At 43.3% G+C, this 14481-nt stretch carries 15 protein-coding genes and 1 other annotated feature; of the genes, 5 read left to right on the top strand and 10 right to left on the bottom strand.

What is annotated here, in order from left to right; genetic code table 11:
• Positions 1 to 17 precede the first annotated feature (17 nt).
• The 5 genes from CLHUN_RS08515 to CLHUN_RS08535 all read right to left on the bottom strand — a co-directional run bounded on the left by CLHUN_RS08515 (position 18) and on the right by CLHUN_RS08535 (position 5331).
• On the bottom strand, positions 18 to 1016 hold the full coding sequence (locus CLHUN_RS08515) for a polyprenyl synthetase family protein (protein ID WP_080064162.1): 999 nt from the start codon (positions 1014 to 1016) through the stop codon (positions 18 to 20).
• Entirely contained in the window at positions 1009 to 3126 is a 2118-nt protein-coding gene (locus CLHUN_RS08520) for an FAD-dependent oxidoreductase (protein ID WP_080064163.1), read from the bottom strand. Before CLHUN_RS08520 ends, CLHUN_RS08515 begins: the two co-directional genes overlap by 8 nt.
• Positions 3127 to 3627: 501 nt before the next feature.
• Entirely contained in the window at positions 3628 to 4368 is a 741-nt protein-coding gene (locus CLHUN_RS08525) for a DUF6385 domain-containing protein (RefSeq protein ID WP_080064164.1), read from the bottom strand.
• Between the two features lie 110 nt (positions 4369 to 4478).
• Positions 4479 to 4847 carry a GIY-YIG nuclease family protein gene (locus tag CLHUN_RS08530; RefSeq protein WP_080064165.1) on the bottom strand — a complete coding sequence of 123 codons (369 nt, stop codon included), beginning with the start codon at positions 4845 to 4847 and terminating at the stop codon, positions 4479 to 4481.
• Between the two features lies 1 nt (position 4848).
• Entirely contained in the window at positions 4849 to 5331 is a 483-nt protein-coding gene (locus tag CLHUN_RS08535) for a DUF6530 family protein (RefSeq protein WP_080064166.1), read from the bottom strand.
• A gap of 233 nt (positions 5332 to 5564) precedes the next feature.
• Positions 5565 to 5618, top strand: a sequence feature (sodium ion sensor (DUF1646 type); this cis-regulatory element may regulate processes involved in with the transportation of sodium ions).
• Between the two features lie 373 nt (positions 5619 to 5991).
• Here CLHUN_RS08535 and CLHUN_RS08540 point away from each other — a divergent pair.
• Entirely contained in the window at positions 5992 to 7044 is a 1053-nt protein-coding gene (locus CLHUN_RS08540; RefSeq protein WP_080064167.1) for a DUF1646 family protein, read from the top strand.
• Between the two features lie 92 nt (positions 7045 to 7136).
• On the opposite strand, the gene CLHUN_RS08545 is transcribed toward CLHUN_RS08540, so the two are convergent.
• Positions 7137 to 7361: a (2Fe-2S)-binding protein gene (locus tag CLHUN_RS08545; protein ID WP_080064168.1), complete on the bottom strand. Its 225-nt coding sequence runs from the start codon at positions 7359 to 7361 to the stop codon at positions 7137 to 7139.
• A gap of 153 nt (positions 7362 to 7514) precedes the next feature.
• Here CLHUN_RS08545 and CLHUN_RS08550 point away from each other — a divergent pair, with 153 nt between their 5' ends.
• Entirely contained in the window at positions 7515 to 7883 is a 369-nt protein-coding gene (locus tag CLHUN_RS08550; RefSeq protein ID WP_080064169.1) for an HsmA family protein, read from the top strand.
• A 307-nt stretch (positions 7884 to 8190) separates the two neighbouring features.
• Here the strand turns inward: CLHUN_RS08550 and CLHUN_RS08555 are convergent, their stop codons facing one another.
• Positions 8191 to 8385 (bottom strand): DUF1858 domain-containing protein, encoded by a 195-nt coding sequence (locus CLHUN_RS08555; protein WP_080064170.1) that lies wholly within the window; start codon positions 8383 to 8385, stop codon positions 8191 to 8193.
• 354 nt (positions 8386 to 8739) lie between these two features.
• Between CLHUN_RS08555 and CLHUN_RS08560 the strand changes: the two genes are divergently transcribed.
• The gene (locus CLHUN_RS08560) at positions 8740 to 9054 is read left to right on the top strand and encodes an ArsR/SmtB family transcription factor (RefSeq protein ID WP_080064171.1); all 315 of its coding nucleotides are present in this window, start codon (positions 8740 to 8742) and stop codon (positions 9052 to 9054) included.
• Here the strand turns inward: CLHUN_RS08560 and CLHUN_RS08565 are convergent.
• Positions 9051 to 9656 carry a TetR/AcrR family transcriptional regulator gene (locus CLHUN_RS08565; protein WP_133051100.1) on the bottom strand — a complete coding sequence of 202 codons (606 nt, stop codon included), beginning with the start codon at positions 9654 to 9656 and terminating at the stop codon, positions 9051 to 9053. The genes CLHUN_RS08560 and CLHUN_RS08565 overlap by 4 nt on opposite strands.
• A gap of 261 nt (positions 9657 to 9917) precedes the next feature.
• On the opposite strand from CLHUN_RS08565, the gene CLHUN_RS08570 reads away from it, so the two are divergent.
• Both CLHUN_RS08570 and CLHUN_RS08575 read left to right on the top strand, forming a co-directional pair.
• Positions 9918 to 10622 carry an ABC transporter ATP-binding protein gene (locus CLHUN_RS08570; RefSeq protein ID WP_080064173.1) on the top strand — a complete coding sequence of 235 codons (705 nt, stop codon included), beginning with the start codon at positions 9918 to 9920 and terminating at the stop codon, positions 10620 to 10622.
• On the top strand, positions 10622 to 12895 hold the full coding sequence (locus CLHUN_RS08575; protein WP_080064174.1) for an ABC transporter permease: 2274 nt from the start codon (positions 10622 to 10624) through the stop codon (positions 12893 to 12895). Before CLHUN_RS08570 ends, CLHUN_RS08575 begins: the two co-directional genes overlap by 1 nt.
• 95 nt (positions 12896 to 12990) lie before the next feature.
• Here CLHUN_RS08575 and CLHUN_RS08580 read toward each other — a convergent pair whose 3' ends face one another.
• Together CLHUN_RS08580 and CLHUN_RS08585 are read right to left on the bottom strand one after the other, a co-directional pair.
• On the bottom strand, positions 12991 to 13980 hold the full coding sequence (locus CLHUN_RS08580; protein WP_080064175.1) for an HAAS signaling domain-containing protein: 990 nt from the start codon (positions 13978 to 13980) through the stop codon (positions 12991 to 12993).
• Positions 13977 to 14321 (bottom strand): PadR family transcriptional regulator, encoded by a 345-nt coding sequence (locus CLHUN_RS08585; protein ID WP_080064176.1) that lies wholly within the window; start codon positions 14319 to 14321, stop codon positions 13977 to 13979. The genes CLHUN_RS08580 and CLHUN_RS08585 overlap by 4 nt, the downstream gene beginning before the upstream one ends.
• Between the last annotated feature and the right edge of the window lie 160 nt (positions 14322 to 14481).

The raw sequence follows: 14481 nt of genomic DNA on the forward strand, positions 1-14481 counted from the left end.
TTTTCTTCACCTGTAAGTTAGGATTTTCCATATGCCTTGTCAAGAACATATATAAGCTTTGACCTTTTATCGGAGGAAATATCAAGCTGGTCAATTATTTTTATGGATTTATCATAATACCTTCCGGCTATCATATGTGTATAAGCCAGACCTCCCGACTGAGTCACGGCGGCTTTCAATTCCTCCTGGGTAAGTTCATTGCTGCGGGCCTTATCCTTAAGTCCCAGCAGCTTCTTGAAGGTATATATCAGCGGCAGGGTAATGACTCCCTGCTGATAATCGGATTGAACAGGCTTTTTGGCTATCTCCCGGGTTTTTTCAAAGTCCATGCAGTCATCCTGTATCTGAAAAATCATACCTGCATATTTTCCCAGCCGCATATACTTGGCTATTGTTCCAGCCTCCGGCTGAGAATCCTTGTTATCAGGATGTTCGGCATCATACCCGCTGAGGATGGCTCCCGCGCAAAAAGAAGCTTCAAACAGTGCTGCCGTCTTACCTGAAATAATTTTAAAATACTGATATGCCGACAAATCCAAAAAGCCGTTGTTAATATGCTGGTTCAACTCTCCCAGACAAACTCTGCTGATGTAATCCGGCATGTTTAATTTTATATAATCCTCTTTGTTTGGAACCGACGCAGCCATTTTCAGTGCTACGCTGAATAAATAATCCCCGCATATTACTGCGGTCTTCCTGCCGTATTTCTTTTGCAGTGTAACCCTTCCACGTCTGACGCCTGCATTGTCCATAACATCATCATGGACCAGCGTTGCCAGGTGCAGCAATTCAATGGCAGCGGCAAAGCTCACGGCATTTACATGGATTTTGCCTTCTCTGTTCTGAGCACATATGAGCAGTGATACAGCACGGATATATTTGCCGGCAGAGGCTGTCAAATGCTCGGTATATTTACGGATGATGACCGGAGCCGAGGAAAGTGCCTTGTCAACCTTTTCCCTGACCATGTCCAGGGCTCCGTCATAAACTATAAACTCAATGTTTTCATTAATCATTATAAATATACAACCTTCTTACAATAGGTAGTCTCTTCCATTGTTTCTTCAAGAACGGCATTGCATAGTAATCCAAACCAAAGGTTCTTCCGGCACCTATCAAAACAGCTATTGCAGCAAATATCATCCAGAAGGTTCCCAGATAAAGTCCGGTAGTACATACGAACATGAACTGCAGTACCAGCGAAAGTGCCGAGGCCGGTGTTGTGAACAGTCCTCCTATGAGAGCAAGGCCAATCAGTATTTCAGCAATAACTATAAAGCTCTGCATGAATATCTGCACCGAATCGTGTGGCAGTACAAACCTGTTAAGGAACCCGTTCATCAAAGGTATATCAATCTTAAAGGCATAATCACTTAAAACCGAGTGGGACAAATCCTTGCCGCTTACGAAAATCAAACGGAACAGTCCAAGAAAATCAAAGTTCATGATAGCTGTTCCAATGGATTTTACAGCCTCCTGCACAGCGCCGTCCGCAGCAGCACCAGTTGCGGCACTTACCGCGTCAGTTACAGCCTTGACCGTACTTTCAGCAGCTCCCGTCGCGGAAGATACGGCGTCAACAGCGCCCTGTACCGTGCTTACAGCGGCAGTACTTGCAGCAGCCGTACTTGTGGCTGCACTTACCGCATCAGTCTGAACTCCTGCTTCGGCTGTCTTTTGTGCAACTCCCAGAATACTATTATACCAGGAGGCTGCTCCTCCAAAAAAGCCTGTCAGTTTCGGAGCGGTCAGCCAACCCTCAACTATCTTCATTATGCCTTCAAACAGCCAGACTGCACCCAGCCAGACTCTTAAAGCAACCAGCAGAAAGCTTGGAGTCCTGTTGGAAAAATGTCCGCCCACAAAGCTTCTGCAATTCCTTATGGTGAAAAACTCATGTCTTATATAGCTGAATATTTTATTCCAGCCCAACACCTGCACAAAATAAATAATATTGATAAAGTGCTTTGCAAACATTGCAAAGAAAGATGGCAAATTGAACATGTGGTTTGGCAGCCCGACTCTGGCTACACCGTAGCGTCCGCCCACACATACCATTACACCGTGGAAGGACGGCTTGTAAACCTCCATCTCTCCTTTTCCTGTAATTGCACAATGTATATTATTAGCACATGTCGCCGCACTATGCTCACAATTTTCTACCATCTGAGGAACAGGTCTTTCTTCTCCCTCAGGAATGTAAAACATATTGTCACCAACAACATATACTTTCTCGTTATCCAGCGATCTCAAAAATGAATCTGTCTTTATACGGCCTCTGCCCACAGACTGCAAATTCTGGGCAGCTTCATTTGTTATATCCGAGCCTTCAATACCGGCTGTCCAAATGACTGTTCCCGCACTGTATCTGGAACACTGGCTGTTTTTCTTCACCTCGATAAAATTTTCGCCTACTGCACAGACACCGGAATTGAGCATCATTTTAACGCCCATTTTTTCCAGACGCCTTTCAACCTTTTCCGACAGCTTTTCAGGCAAAATCGGTACTGCCCTTTGGAGTACATCAACATTTACCAGCTCCACAAGTTCCCTGTCTATTTCATATTTTTCACAAAGAAAAGGTACATATTCAGCAAGCTCTCCCACCATTTCAACACCGGTAAATCCGGCACCTACCACATAGAAGGACAGCAGCAGCTTCTTCTTCTCAAGGTTGGTTTCTGCGGCAGCCTTTCTGAAACAATTATGAATATGATCCTTTAATCTTACCGCATCATCATAGGACCAGAGCTTGTGAGTATATTCCTCCGCACCGGGGACACCAAAAAAAGTTGGCTTTGAACCGGCCGCAACAACCAGATATTCATAATCATACCTGTTATTTTCTCCGACTACTGTGTGGTTATCAAAGTCTATGGTTTTAACAGTGTCAAGAACCACATTTACTTTCCTGCCGGCGAATACCTTTTTAAGGCTTATTTTAATGCTGTCCTCATCAACACGGTTTGCCGCCACCTCATGCAATTCTGTAAGCATTGTATGGAAGGGGTTCTTATCAATGATCGTTATAGCTACGGCATCGTCTTTCTTAAATTTTTTAGCCAACTTCTTTGCTGTAAGTATACCCGCATACCCAGCTCCGATAACCAAAATATTTTTTTTCATATTTTCCTCCAGCAGTAATATCTAATTAATTACAATTTTCAACATTTTTCTACATTTCTTGTTATAATTTTAGCAAAGAACTGCTAAACAATCAATAAAATTGTTAAGTTTTTGACATGTAAATTCATACAAATTTTATGGAAATCCTAAGCTTAATATTAAGTATATAAATACCACTCAATTTCCACTTTAATCATAATTGTGCAAAAATTGTACCGATTATTGTGCAATTTTTTATTTGCGCAGTTGCTCAGCCCTGTTTTTTGTTAAGTTGTGTAACTATAGTTTTACTTAAGATTATAAGCATAAAAAAATGTTGATAGGCATATCTCTCGACTTTATGTAAACGCGTTCCGCATTAGTATGATATATCATTACCGCCAGATTGTAAAGACAAAAATTCATCAAAGAGACAAAGGAGCATGGTCATCTGCCCCACAGGCAGTCCGCCATGCTCCCGTTCAGTTGTTGCGTCCGGTTTATAAGCCTTAAGCCGGCTTTTTACGCCTGCGCCTGGTAAATAATATCTGCAGTGGTACTTGAATCTTCCACAGTGGATTTATAGGCTACTCTGGTATAATTTGCGAATCTTGAAGGTGACAATATGGCTGCTTCACCTGCCGCTACCTCGAACTCCGAGCTGTCGTCTATCCACAGGGTATTGTCCGGGCTTATCTGCACCTTTGCCGTTGCAGAATTGGCACCTGTATTGTTTACAAAGAAAGAGTACTGGCCTTGAAGTGAAATATCCCTTGCGGTTGAGCCTGCATAACTATTTGCCGTTGTAATATTCTGGGTAGCATTTGTAAAGGTTTTGGTATATGCTACCTGAAGTATACCTGTAACATCTGTCTTTAATGCTCTGTTATCAGTACCGTCGTTACCATATACCACTATATTGTCCTGGGTATTTGAAAGATTTCTTATATCCAGGTCTGTTGCACTGACTTCAACTGATGTTCCAATATCGGTTGCAATTATCTGCCTTCCGCTGGCATCGGTTTTTAACGCCTGATTATCTGTTCCGTCATTTCCATAAACAACTATATTATCCTGGGTATTTGAAAGATTTCTTATATCCAGGTCTGTCGCACTGACCTCAACTGATGTTCCAATATCGGTTGCAATGACCTGCCTTCCGCTGGTATCAAGCTTTAAGGTTCTGACTGTGGTTCCGTCATAACCGTACTGTAATGATTTTAGGTTATCGGGTGAATCCTGAAAAACAGGAATTCCAGCCATAATAATCAACTCCTTTACATTCCTACGTTTACATAATATGTCTTCAATTTATTCATTGTGACGAAATTTGTAAGAAGTTGTTAAACACCTGAAATTTTTGCATTTTATACTCAGGTCAGGCGTTTCATATAAAATGCCTGACCCTCACCTGCCAGCTTTTCTTCCCACAGGCTTTGCAGCAAAGCAAGCTCCTGGGAATAATCCTTCTTTTCCGGGTCCTTTTCATCATAGGGGAGCTGCTCCAGAATCTCTATAACAAAGCCCTCTTCCCCCAGTTCGTTCCATTCCTTCCGCAATTCCCTGTTAGGATGCCTGCCGTTGGACAGTCTGACATAGGTTCCGTTCATTACTCCCTTCAAATCGGGTGTTGCCTGAATGTGGCACTTGTTATTGCTCTTGCAGCGTACAAGGAATACACCCATGGGCTGCTTTGTATTTGCATACTCCTGCTGAAGTTCTCTTTTACGCGCTTTATCCATCTTAATATCCCATCTCCTTCAAAATTCTGGACAGGGTACGTAAGCGTTCGCCAATAAGTTCATCGTCATTGCTCAGTGCCTGGCTGAACAGCTTGATATCCTCGTTTATTTTTTCATTCTCAGTACATACGGCTACCGTCATTGCATCTCCCTGCAGCCCCACTCTGTCAATTACAGGCTTTTCCGTATCATAAAGCTCCGGATGCCTGTAAGAATCCTCCCTGAAGTACAGTCTGGTCCTTGCCACTAAAATGGCCAGATCAAGTACACGGTGCAAAGGAAGCTCCTCCGACTGCCTGGACCATTTTTCTCCTGTGAATCTCCACACCTTTGCTGAAATGTCCACCTTACCCCGGTCATTCCATTGAGCCAGCCCCAGTGAAAGCCCTTTAGCATCAGTGTTATATGCATATCTGCCATCAACCTGCTCATAGTTTTCGGATACAATTACAGGCTTATGCTTTAAATTTGTTGGTATTTTCATAAAATCCTCCTGTGCACTCAGTAATTTAGTAATTTAGTAATTTAGTAATTTAGTAATTTAGTAATTTAGTAATTTACTAATATTAATTTATATCATTTGCTTCCCATAGTCAAGAAACTTTCCTTTACAATTTGTTGACTATATTTATTGTCTATGCAAAATATGTGCTGTCAAACTTGAACTCCGAAGCCCCGGGTGTTATAATAGGTACAATTTTATACTGCTGGTTTTTCGGTTGAGCAATTTTTTGCTTTCAAGAGAACTGAAGGCTTCTGGGGTGGGAAGCTCGTTTTTGACGAGCTTCCCGCTTTTTTTGCCCTTTGGACGTATTTTGTTTCAGGAGGTGCAGGTATGATAATTTAACCTGTAGTGCCAGTTAATAAAGTCTTTAAGAGACAAGTTTCCAAGTCCCGGGAGGACGGCTTTAAAGAAATGCGCAGTATGATTAAAAGTTTTCGCTGAAATTGCAGGCTTACAGCATGTGTCAGTCCGTACGGGAGTGGGAAGCAGTAATAGTTGTTCTTACTGTCGCAGATGTTATGAAGTAAAAATCGGCAATTGCCGGTGAATTATTTGATGTTGTTAAAAATTCAGTTATTAATACTGTCTGCCCCATGCAACATTTGATTGTGGGCAGATAAGAATTGTGGAGGTTCTGTAATGATTATCGGATTAATCATAGTTTTGGCACTGATACTGGTACTGCCCTTTTCCTTCAGGAAAATAGAGCATAACCTGGAGTATTTTCTTCTTGTAATGGGCCTGGCTGCAACCGTCCTATCGGGCACTCTGTCACTTCACCTGGCGGAGCATATATTTATGAATAAATTACTGTATTTCATAACTGCCGCTGTTCTGGTGGCCGGTCTGATTTTCAGGCTTTCAGTCAAAAAAATCAAGGGCTTTGTGAGCTTTGTTACCGGCAAGCTGCCCCTGGCCTTATTCATTTTTTTGCTAATTGTAGTTTTAGGCTTCCTGTCAAGTTTTATTACAGCAATAATTGCCGCCTTAATTCTGGTGGAAATCGTACATGTCCTGCCGCTCAAACGTACACGCAAGGTTATTCTGACTGTGACAGCCTGCTTCTCTATCGGCCTGGGAGCTGCATTGACGCCCATAGGCGAGCCCCTGGCAACAATTGTGGTCTCCGCCTTAAAGGCCGACTTCTTTTACCTTGCCAGGAATATCGGGGTCTATGCAATACCGGGAGTAATCCTTATGGGACTCCTGGGAGCCTTCATGGTTTCCCGGGGAGAGACAGGCGGCGAAGCGGAAGTGAAGGATGAAAACTTCAATTTGGAGGAACAAAATATTACACAGTCGGAAAGCCTGAAGGATGTGTTTATGAGGGCCTTTAAAATATTCCTTTTCATAATGGCACTTGAGCTTTTGGGTTCAGGGTTCAAACCACTTATAGATACCTACATCATACATCTGGACAGCCGCATACTGTACTGGCTCAACATGTCCTCGGCAGTTCTTGACAATGTAACACTGGCGGCAGCCGAAGTGAGCCCGGCAATGAGCCTTCGGCAGATACAGGCAATACTGATGGGACTGCTGCTCAGTGGAGGTATGCTGATTCCGGGTAATATACCAAATATTATTTCAGCAGGCAAGCTGAACATCAAAAGCAGAGAATGGGCCAAAATAGGGCTTCCTATAGGTATAAGCCTGTTGATTATATATTTTGCAGTAATATTCCTGTTTTAGCAAAAGGGTCGGTTGCTCTCAAGCCTGCTGTTCCCGCCCCCGGAGTCTTTCTCCAAACTGCAGGCCGGACCTCGGCCTGCGACAGCCCTGCCTTACGGCTGCTGCCTGGAACCCTCTATTTCCAGCAGCTCCAGTATTTTCAGGGTACACCGCCTGCCTCCGCAAGGTCCGCTTCCCGCACCTGTCACCTGCTGTACCTCCAGCAGTGTTTTCGCTCCGTCTTGAATAGCCTTTTTAATAGCCGCTCTGGAAATAGCCTTGCAAATGCACACCTTTGTAATCTTATCCATTATCTCGGAATTAATATCATTATCCATATATTTACTCCATTTATATTTTTTGATATTGCTATTTTCAAATAGTTTTGTTTTTACTGCGTATATTATTCATAGCGGATAAATTTAAAATCATACGCCCTGCTTCATACTACCTGAATATCATACTATTTACCAACATTTATCGGAGGATTTATGCTTTTATACGCGGTAATTTCAATTAATCTCGCCCTGGTCTTCTATTCTGTCGGCGTGTGGGGAGAAAAAATCCAGGGAATTCTGAAAAAGTGGCATCTGGCCGTATTCTGGGCCGGGCTTGCCTTTGACACTGTTGGGACAAGCCTTATGGGCAGACTGGCTGAAGGCGGTTTCAAATTCAATTTTCATGGTATAACAGGGCTGCTGGCAATTGTACTTATGCTGGTTCATGCCGTATGGGCCTCCTATGTATTGCTGAAAAACGACCGGAAATCCAAGTCAGATTTTCACAAATTCAGCATCGTAGTGTGGATAATATGGCTGATACCTTTTATATCCGGTGCTGTAATGGGAATGTCCCGCTGATATCCGGTAAATCCTTTGCTCTGAGCCCTGAATAAGAAAATTCGCTTCGCTCAGTTTTCTGGTGTTCGCCGGTATTTAGTAAGCAAATTTTCTTGTGCAACACCTAAAACTCAGGATTAATAGTGCTTGGGCTTTCAATAAAAAGTCATAATCCCCATACGCTAAAAAAAAGTGCCGCAAGCTCCGGACTTATTTACCCTTCAACTGTTCCCTACCAGTCAATAACAGAAGTACTAAACCCAGGTTTTGCCACACTCTCTTTTAATTTGCCTGCCAAAATCAATTACTATGGTAATTGACTTTAACATTATTGCTTAATGGCAGCATTTATTTCCTTCATCAATTCGTCAACATTAATACCGTGAGCAAGTGCCCCCTGTTCAATATTTTCAAATCTTGCAGCCATACACCCGAAGCAGTGCATTCCGTGATTCAGGAGCACATCTGCTGCTTCAGGATATTTTTCAACTATATCGGTTATTGACCAGTCCTTTGTTATCATCTTTTTCACCTCCTTACAACATTGCCGCAATTGCCGCAGCAGGAGAGACAAAAGGTCTTCAGCTTGCAGCATAGCACTATTATGGCAATTTCTTAAGAATAAATACCCATTACCTGCCGTACATAATCAGAATACTTTAAAATAAGTATTTCACCTGATATGGTTTACAAGACAGACTGAAATATTTATACTAAAAGCAGTTGATAAACGGCATAAAATCAAAAATATATTCAGTTCAATAGTTCAAATATTATAGAACTATTTTAATATATCATGAGTTATGATATAATTCAAGTAATTTATAATAAAAGGGGTACTTTCAAGCAGTCCCCTCTAAAGTCAGGAGGCAATACTTTGCGTGAATTATTTCACCCCAATCTTGAACAGATATGCTTATCAACCGTGTTAAGCGCTTTAGGTGATCCCATCCGCCTGCAGATAATAAAAAACCTGTCACATAAAAAGGAAACCACCTGTGCCAGTTGTAACATTGATTTGCCAAAATCCGCCTTATCCCACCACTTTAAGGTTCTCAGGGAGTCAGGTCTCATTAATGTACGAATTGAAGGCAAGCAGAGATTTTTATCAATCAGGTATACCGACCTGGAGCTAAAGTTCCCCGGATTGCTGGATTCCGTAATAAACAGCTTCAAGAGTTCCCACAGCTAGCTGTTCATCATTTCCGCCACAATCCTGATAATTTCCTTTTTCATAACGTCGTAATTCATGTACTCATGTTTATGATAAACCACTTCATGTGAAAAATTCTCAATCATACCCATGGCAATATGCACCTTCTCATGGGCATTTTCAGGCTTTATACCATGCTGGAACATGATTTCCACTATTTTCTCTGCGGTAGTTAATTCAAAATTGCAGAAGTATTCCCTCACGTCATTATCGGTGTGGGACATGGCCATCATTTCTTCATGGGCTTCCTTTGACAAGGTATGTGAAGTTGTGAATATATTGATTATCTGGTCAAGGGTTTCCAGCATATCAAAAGGTTCCTTCAGTCCCATCAGGCTTCTGTAAAGCTGGCTCGTCATGCCTTCGGAATAAAATTTGACGGCAGCGATAAAGATATCCTTTTTGTCGTTAAAATAATTATATACAATACCCGTGGAAACACCGGCCTCTTTTGCGATTTCGGCAGTATTTGTATTGTAATAGCCCTTCTCGCAAAAAAGCTTGAAGCCGGCATCAACAATTCTTTTCTTTTTTTCAATGGAACGCTTCTGTCTGGGTTCCCTGATGCTGGAAGTACTCATGCCCGATCTTCCTCTCTTTGTATTCGGCTTCTGATGTTTCAGCAGGTTTCCATACAACCGTTTCCCTCTGTCAGCCTTTATACTAATTATATTTTATATAATCCGGAAGTGCAACTTCAAATATGAAATATATTTCACATTTATAATTGACATATAAACCCGTCACAGCTATACTAAATATGAAATATATTTCAGGTTTGTTCAGCTTGTATTTGTTGTATATACAGTCCGTATCTATTTTTGTACATATGGGAGGTTATTATGAACTCACTGATTCAATTTAAAAATGTTACCAAGGAATACAATACCGGCGGGAAGAAATTTCTGGCTGCAGACAATGTTACTTTCACCATCGAAAAGGGAGAATTCGCAGTAATATTAGGTCCCAGCGGAGCAGGCAAATCAACTGTGCTGAATCTGCTGGGAGGTATGGATTTTGCTACCTCCGGCGATATAATTATTGACGGGCGGAATATATCAAAATACGGAGAACAGCAGCTAACCGGCTATCGCGCGGAACATGTGGGCTTCGTATTCCAGTTCTACAATCTTATCCCCACACTGACGGCTTTTGAAAATGTGGCACTCATAAAAAATGTGGTAAAAACACCTCTTGACCCCGGGGAAATGCTTGCTTCAGTCGGCCTTGGAGAGCACTTGGGGAAATTCCCCTCCCAATTGTCCGGAGGTGAGCAGCAGAGGGTATCCATTGCAAGGGCAATATGCAAGAATCCGGCACTGCTGCTGTGTGATGAGCCCACAGGGGCATTGGACAGTGAGACCGGCATTGTAATTTTGTCCTTGCTGCAAAAAATGTGCAGAGACTACAACAAAACCGTCGTCATAGTTACCCATAATACCGCTCTTGCCCAGACCGCCCACAGGGTAATCCGGCTGAAAAACGGCAAAGTAAGGGATATATCGGTTAATGCCTCGCCCCTTGCTGTAAGCGAGGTGAACTGGTAATGCTGCTGAAAAAAATGCTCAGAGATATGAAAAACCACAAAACCCAATTTATTTCAATATTCCTTATGGCCTTTCTGGGGGTCTTCGTCTATTCAGGAATAGGGGGAGAATGGTACGGCCTCTATAAAACCTCCTCTGGCTATTATGAGGATACAAATCTTGCAGATGTGTGGATATATGGAAACAATTTTTCAAAAGAGGATGCAGCTTCCGTTTCAAGGGTCGCCGGCGTCCGGCAGGTTCAGAGAAGACTTTCCCTTGACGCAGTGGCAGACTTCGACAACAGCCCTTCCATAAAGCTGCATATTATTGAGGACAACAGTGTTTCAAAATTTCTTCCGGTTTCGGGAGAGAACTTCTCATCTGCCAGTGACGGCATCTGGCTTGACGATCTATTCGCACGGGCAAAGCATTTGAAAAGCGGCGATTCCATAACGCTTTCTGTCCTGGGAAAGAAGCTGCAAAAGAAAATACTGGGAACAATATTAAGTCCCGAATATGTTTTCGCCACCGGGGCAAACGATATTGTTCCAAATCATAACAACTTTGGCTTTGCCTATTTATCTGCTGCCGCTCTTCCCAAGGGAATAAACATACCCTTTACCGACTTGCTGGTCAAAACGGACAGCCTTTCGGCTCCATCTCTTGAAAGCAGCATAGACAATGCTCTTAAGGGCCGTTACAGCGTATATCTGAACAGGGACGATTTTTTGAGCTACTCAATGTTTTCTGACGAGATACAACAGCACAAGGCCATGGGCTCGGTGTTCCCGGCAGTTTTTCTCTCCATAGCCCTGCTTACCATCCTCACCACAATGACCAGACTGGTAAATAGCCAGAGAACTCAATTGGGGACCTTAAAAGCCCTTGGCTTCAGGAATAAGGCAATACTTTTCCACTATATAGCCTACGGCTTTTGGCTTTCACTGGCAGGGACGGTGCTGGGAGTCATTCTGGGTCCTCTGGCACTTCCGCGGCTGTTTTATGGAGCAATGAAAACAACCTATACTTTGCCGGAATGGAAACCGGCAATACCGCCGGAAATATTTATAATGGCACTGCTTACAGTGCTTATGTGCTGCCTTACCACATATCTGGCCTGCCGGAGCAATCTGAAGGATACTCCCTCTCAGGCACTAAGGCCCAAAGCACCAAAGGAAATGAAACAGCGAGCCCGTGATTATACCCCGGTGTGGACACGCCTGGGCTTCAACCTCCAGTGGAATCTCAGAGACATGGCAAGAAACAAGGTACGTTCCGTCATGGCCGTGGCAGGTGCTCTGGGCTGCAGCGCTCTGCTGGTGTGTGCCTTCGGGATGCAGGACAGCCTGGACGATGTGGTACAATGGCAGTATAAGGACCTGAACAGGTTTTCTACCAAGCTTTCCCTTGCTGAAAATATCTCACGGGACACTCTTGACTCTGTTTTGTCCCAGACTGACGGTGAAGCTCTGATGGAAGGTGCAGTGGAAATAAAAGCCAATGGCAGGAGAAAACCCGGAGAGCTTTTGGTAACCGACAAGGTTTCCCTGATAAAATACACCGACCCTGGGAGAAATTATATGGAGCTGCCTTCCGACATGATATCCATAAGCTACAAAATGTCCCGGCTGCTGGGCGTGAAGCAGGGAGATACCGTTTCCTGGCATGTATATGGACAGGAAAAATGGATTACAGGCAAAATCGGTGCTGTATACAGGTCTCCTGTATCCCAGGGAATCACACTGACCAGGGAAATGTATGAAAAGCTTGGCTTCAGTTTTGCTCCCACCGCAGTTGTTACAAACCGGCAAATAGATACACTTCCAACCGGTGCTGAAAGCATATGGTCCGACCGGGATCTGACCGAAAGCTATGAAACCATGACCGAAGCCATGAGCATCATGGTCTATGTACTTATATTGGCTGCCGCCATTCTTGCAATTGTAGTCCTTTACAATCTTGGCGTGCTCTCTTTTACAGAAAGGCTGAGAGAACTTGCCACCTTAAAGGTCATGGGTTTTCAATCCGGAAAAATCAGGCGCCTGCTGCTGACTCAAAACATCTGGCTTTCGATTACAGGTGTCATTTTCGGCATTCCCTGCGGAAAATGGCTCATAGATTTTATGCTGTCCTTCATGGGTGACAGCTTTGACATGATGTGCAGGCTGACGGTTTTAAATGTGGTCGTAAGCTCTGTCATAACCTGTTTGCTTTCGATTGCAGTCAGTTTCTTGTTCACAGGCAAAATCAAAAGAATTGACATGGTAAGTTCACTGAAGGGCGTTGAGTAATATGAGGCAATATGCCAAAAGACCCGTCAAGGATACTTTTCTTACTTTGAGGTATCCTTGACGGGTTTCTTTTTACCGGAGTCCTTTCGTCTTCATTACCTTTTGCACTTTCTCAGGGTGAAAATGATATTTATAGCGCAGATTACGATAAATATAACCGAGGCTGCCTGCATTCCGGTAAACCACTTGTCAATTGTCGTATCCAGAGGAAGCTTCAGCCACTGGGAAAGCTTTTCAAAGAAATCCGGATTAAACAGCAGCCTGTCATTGCACATGATGATAAACAGCAATGCTGAACCCACATCCTGGACCGCGTTTGCCACAGCCAGGGGAAGGGTCCATCTCATCTGGATAAACTTCCACACGGCAATGCACAGTTGGAACAAGGCAAGCAGCAATATTGCCGGAATAAACAGCTTCAGCCTGTCGTTATCAAACAGCCGTATGGCTTCGCTTCTCCCGGGATCATTGATGTATACTGCAATAAGCTGGGGCTTGAGGTAAATAAGTGATGTAAACAGTATTGTCAAAAACATTGATACAATGGGGTCCGCTCTTGAAATCAAAGCTTTTTTGGGAACAGGTGAAGTGGGAAGCTCATCAATGGACCACTTTTTTCTTGCAAAAGGAAGCTCATTTTCATTAACACCACTTCTTTCAATGATTACAAATACCAGAGTCACCCAGAAGGCTGCCTGCAGTCCTCCCTCCAGGGCTGAGCCGATAGCGTTTGAAAACAAGCCGGCCCAAACCTTCCCAATCTCCGCCGAAGTGTCCTTGTTGAACCAATCCAGCAGGGAGAGACACATCAGTACGGGAATTGCAATTGCCACTACTGTCTTAAGTACTGAAATATAATTGTCATACAGGGCCGGACCGATCAGAAATCTTTTCCCGGGGTTATACTCCTGGGCCAGTTTCCTTGGATTGCCCAGTTTCTCCAGCACCGATCTTATCTCATCTTCAGCGGCATTTTCAGGAAGCATATCCTCTATGTTGGACCTGAGCTCTTCTGCAACGTCATAACGCATTTCCTCAGGCAGGCGTTCTGTTACTGCTAAAATGTACCGTTCTATAATACTCATGCTTCTTCCTCCTCTATTAAACCCTGGAGCTGCCTTGACAAGGCCCTCCACTCTTCTTTGAGGCTATTGTAGACCTCTTTTCCCATATCGCTTAAAACATAGAATTTCCTTGGGCGGCTTTCGCTGGTATCCCACTGGCTTGTAAGAAGATTCTGCTTTTCCAGCCTGCGAAGCAGTGGATAAAGAGTGCCGGCTTCTATGGGGGTATTCTTCTCCTCCAGCTTCTGCGCCAGTGAGTAGCCGTATTCCGGCTTGCTAAGCTGGCTGAGCACCGACAACACCAGCGTACCTCTCTTTAATTCAACAATAAGCGAGTTTATCAATTCATTAATGCTTTCCATTTGATCACCTCACTGCTATTATACTGTATATCATACACTATTGTCAATATTATAACATTATAAATTTTTACATATTTTGAATTGCTTATTAATATAAACAAAAGAGACTGTTGCACAATGAATTTTTCCACTGGGCAGCAGTCCCCTTTTTGTTCCTGTT

Source organism: Ruminiclostridium hungatei (genome assembly GCF_002051585.1).
GTDB lineage: Bacteria > Bacillota > Clostridia > Acetivibrionales > DSM-1351 > Ruminiclostridium > Ruminiclostridium hungatei.

Excerpts from the sequence above, each read along its gene's own strand:
- CLHUN_RS08570 (WP_080064173.1), top strand. The coding sequence starts at position 9,918 with ATGAACTCACTGATTCAATTTAAAAATGTTACCAAGGAATACAATACC.
- CLHUN_RS08555 (WP_080064170.1), bottom strand. The coding sequence starts at position 8,385 with ATGATAACAAAGGACTGGTCAATAACCGATATAGTTGAAAAATATCCT.
- CLHUN_RS08530 (WP_080064165.1), bottom strand. The coding sequence starts at position 4,847 with ATGGATAAAGCGCGTAAAAGAGAACTTCAGCAGGAGTATGCAAATACA.
- CLHUN_RS08585 (WP_080064176.1), bottom strand. The coding sequence starts at position 14,321 with ATGGAAAGCATTAATGAATTGATAAACTCGCTTATTGTTGAATTAAAG.
- CLHUN_RS08515 (WP_080064162.1), bottom strand. The coding sequence starts at position 1,016 with ATGATTAATGAAAACATTGAGTTTATAGTTTATGACGGAGCCCTGGAC.
- CLHUN_RS08540 (WP_080064167.1), top strand. The coding sequence starts at position 5,992 with ATGATTATCGGATTAATCATAGTTTTGGCACTGATACTGGTACTGCCC.
- CLHUN_RS08580 (WP_080064175.1), bottom strand. The coding sequence starts at position 13,980 with ATGAGTATTATAGAACGGTACATTTTAGCAGTAACAGAACGCCTGCCT.
- CLHUN_RS08550 (WP_080064169.1), top strand. The coding sequence starts at position 7,515 with ATGCTTTTATACGCGGTAATTTCAATTAATCTCGCCCTGGTCTTCTAT.
- CLHUN_RS08520 (WP_080064163.1), bottom strand. The coding sequence starts at position 3,126 with ATGAAAAAAAATATTTTGGTTATCGGAGCTGGGTATGCGGGTATACTT.
- CLHUN_RS08525 (WP_080064164.1), bottom strand. The coding sequence starts at position 4,368 with ATGGCTGGAATTCCTGTTTTTCAGGATTCACCCGATAACCTAAAATCA.
- CLHUN_RS08535 (WP_080064166.1), bottom strand. The coding sequence starts at position 5,331 with ATGAAAATACCAACAAATTTAAAGCATAAGCCTGTAATTGTATCCGAA.
- CLHUN_RS08575 (WP_080064174.1), top strand. The coding sequence starts at position 10,622 with ATGCTGCTGAAAAAAATGCTCAGAGATATGAAAAACCACAAAACCCAA.
- CLHUN_RS08565 (WP_133051100.1), bottom strand. The coding sequence starts at position 9,656 with ATGAGTACTTCCAGCATCAGGGAACCCAGACAGAAGCGTTCCATTGAA.
- CLHUN_RS08545 (WP_080064168.1), bottom strand. The coding sequence starts at position 7,361 with ATGGATAATGATATTAATTCCGAGATAATGGATAAGATTACAAAGGTG.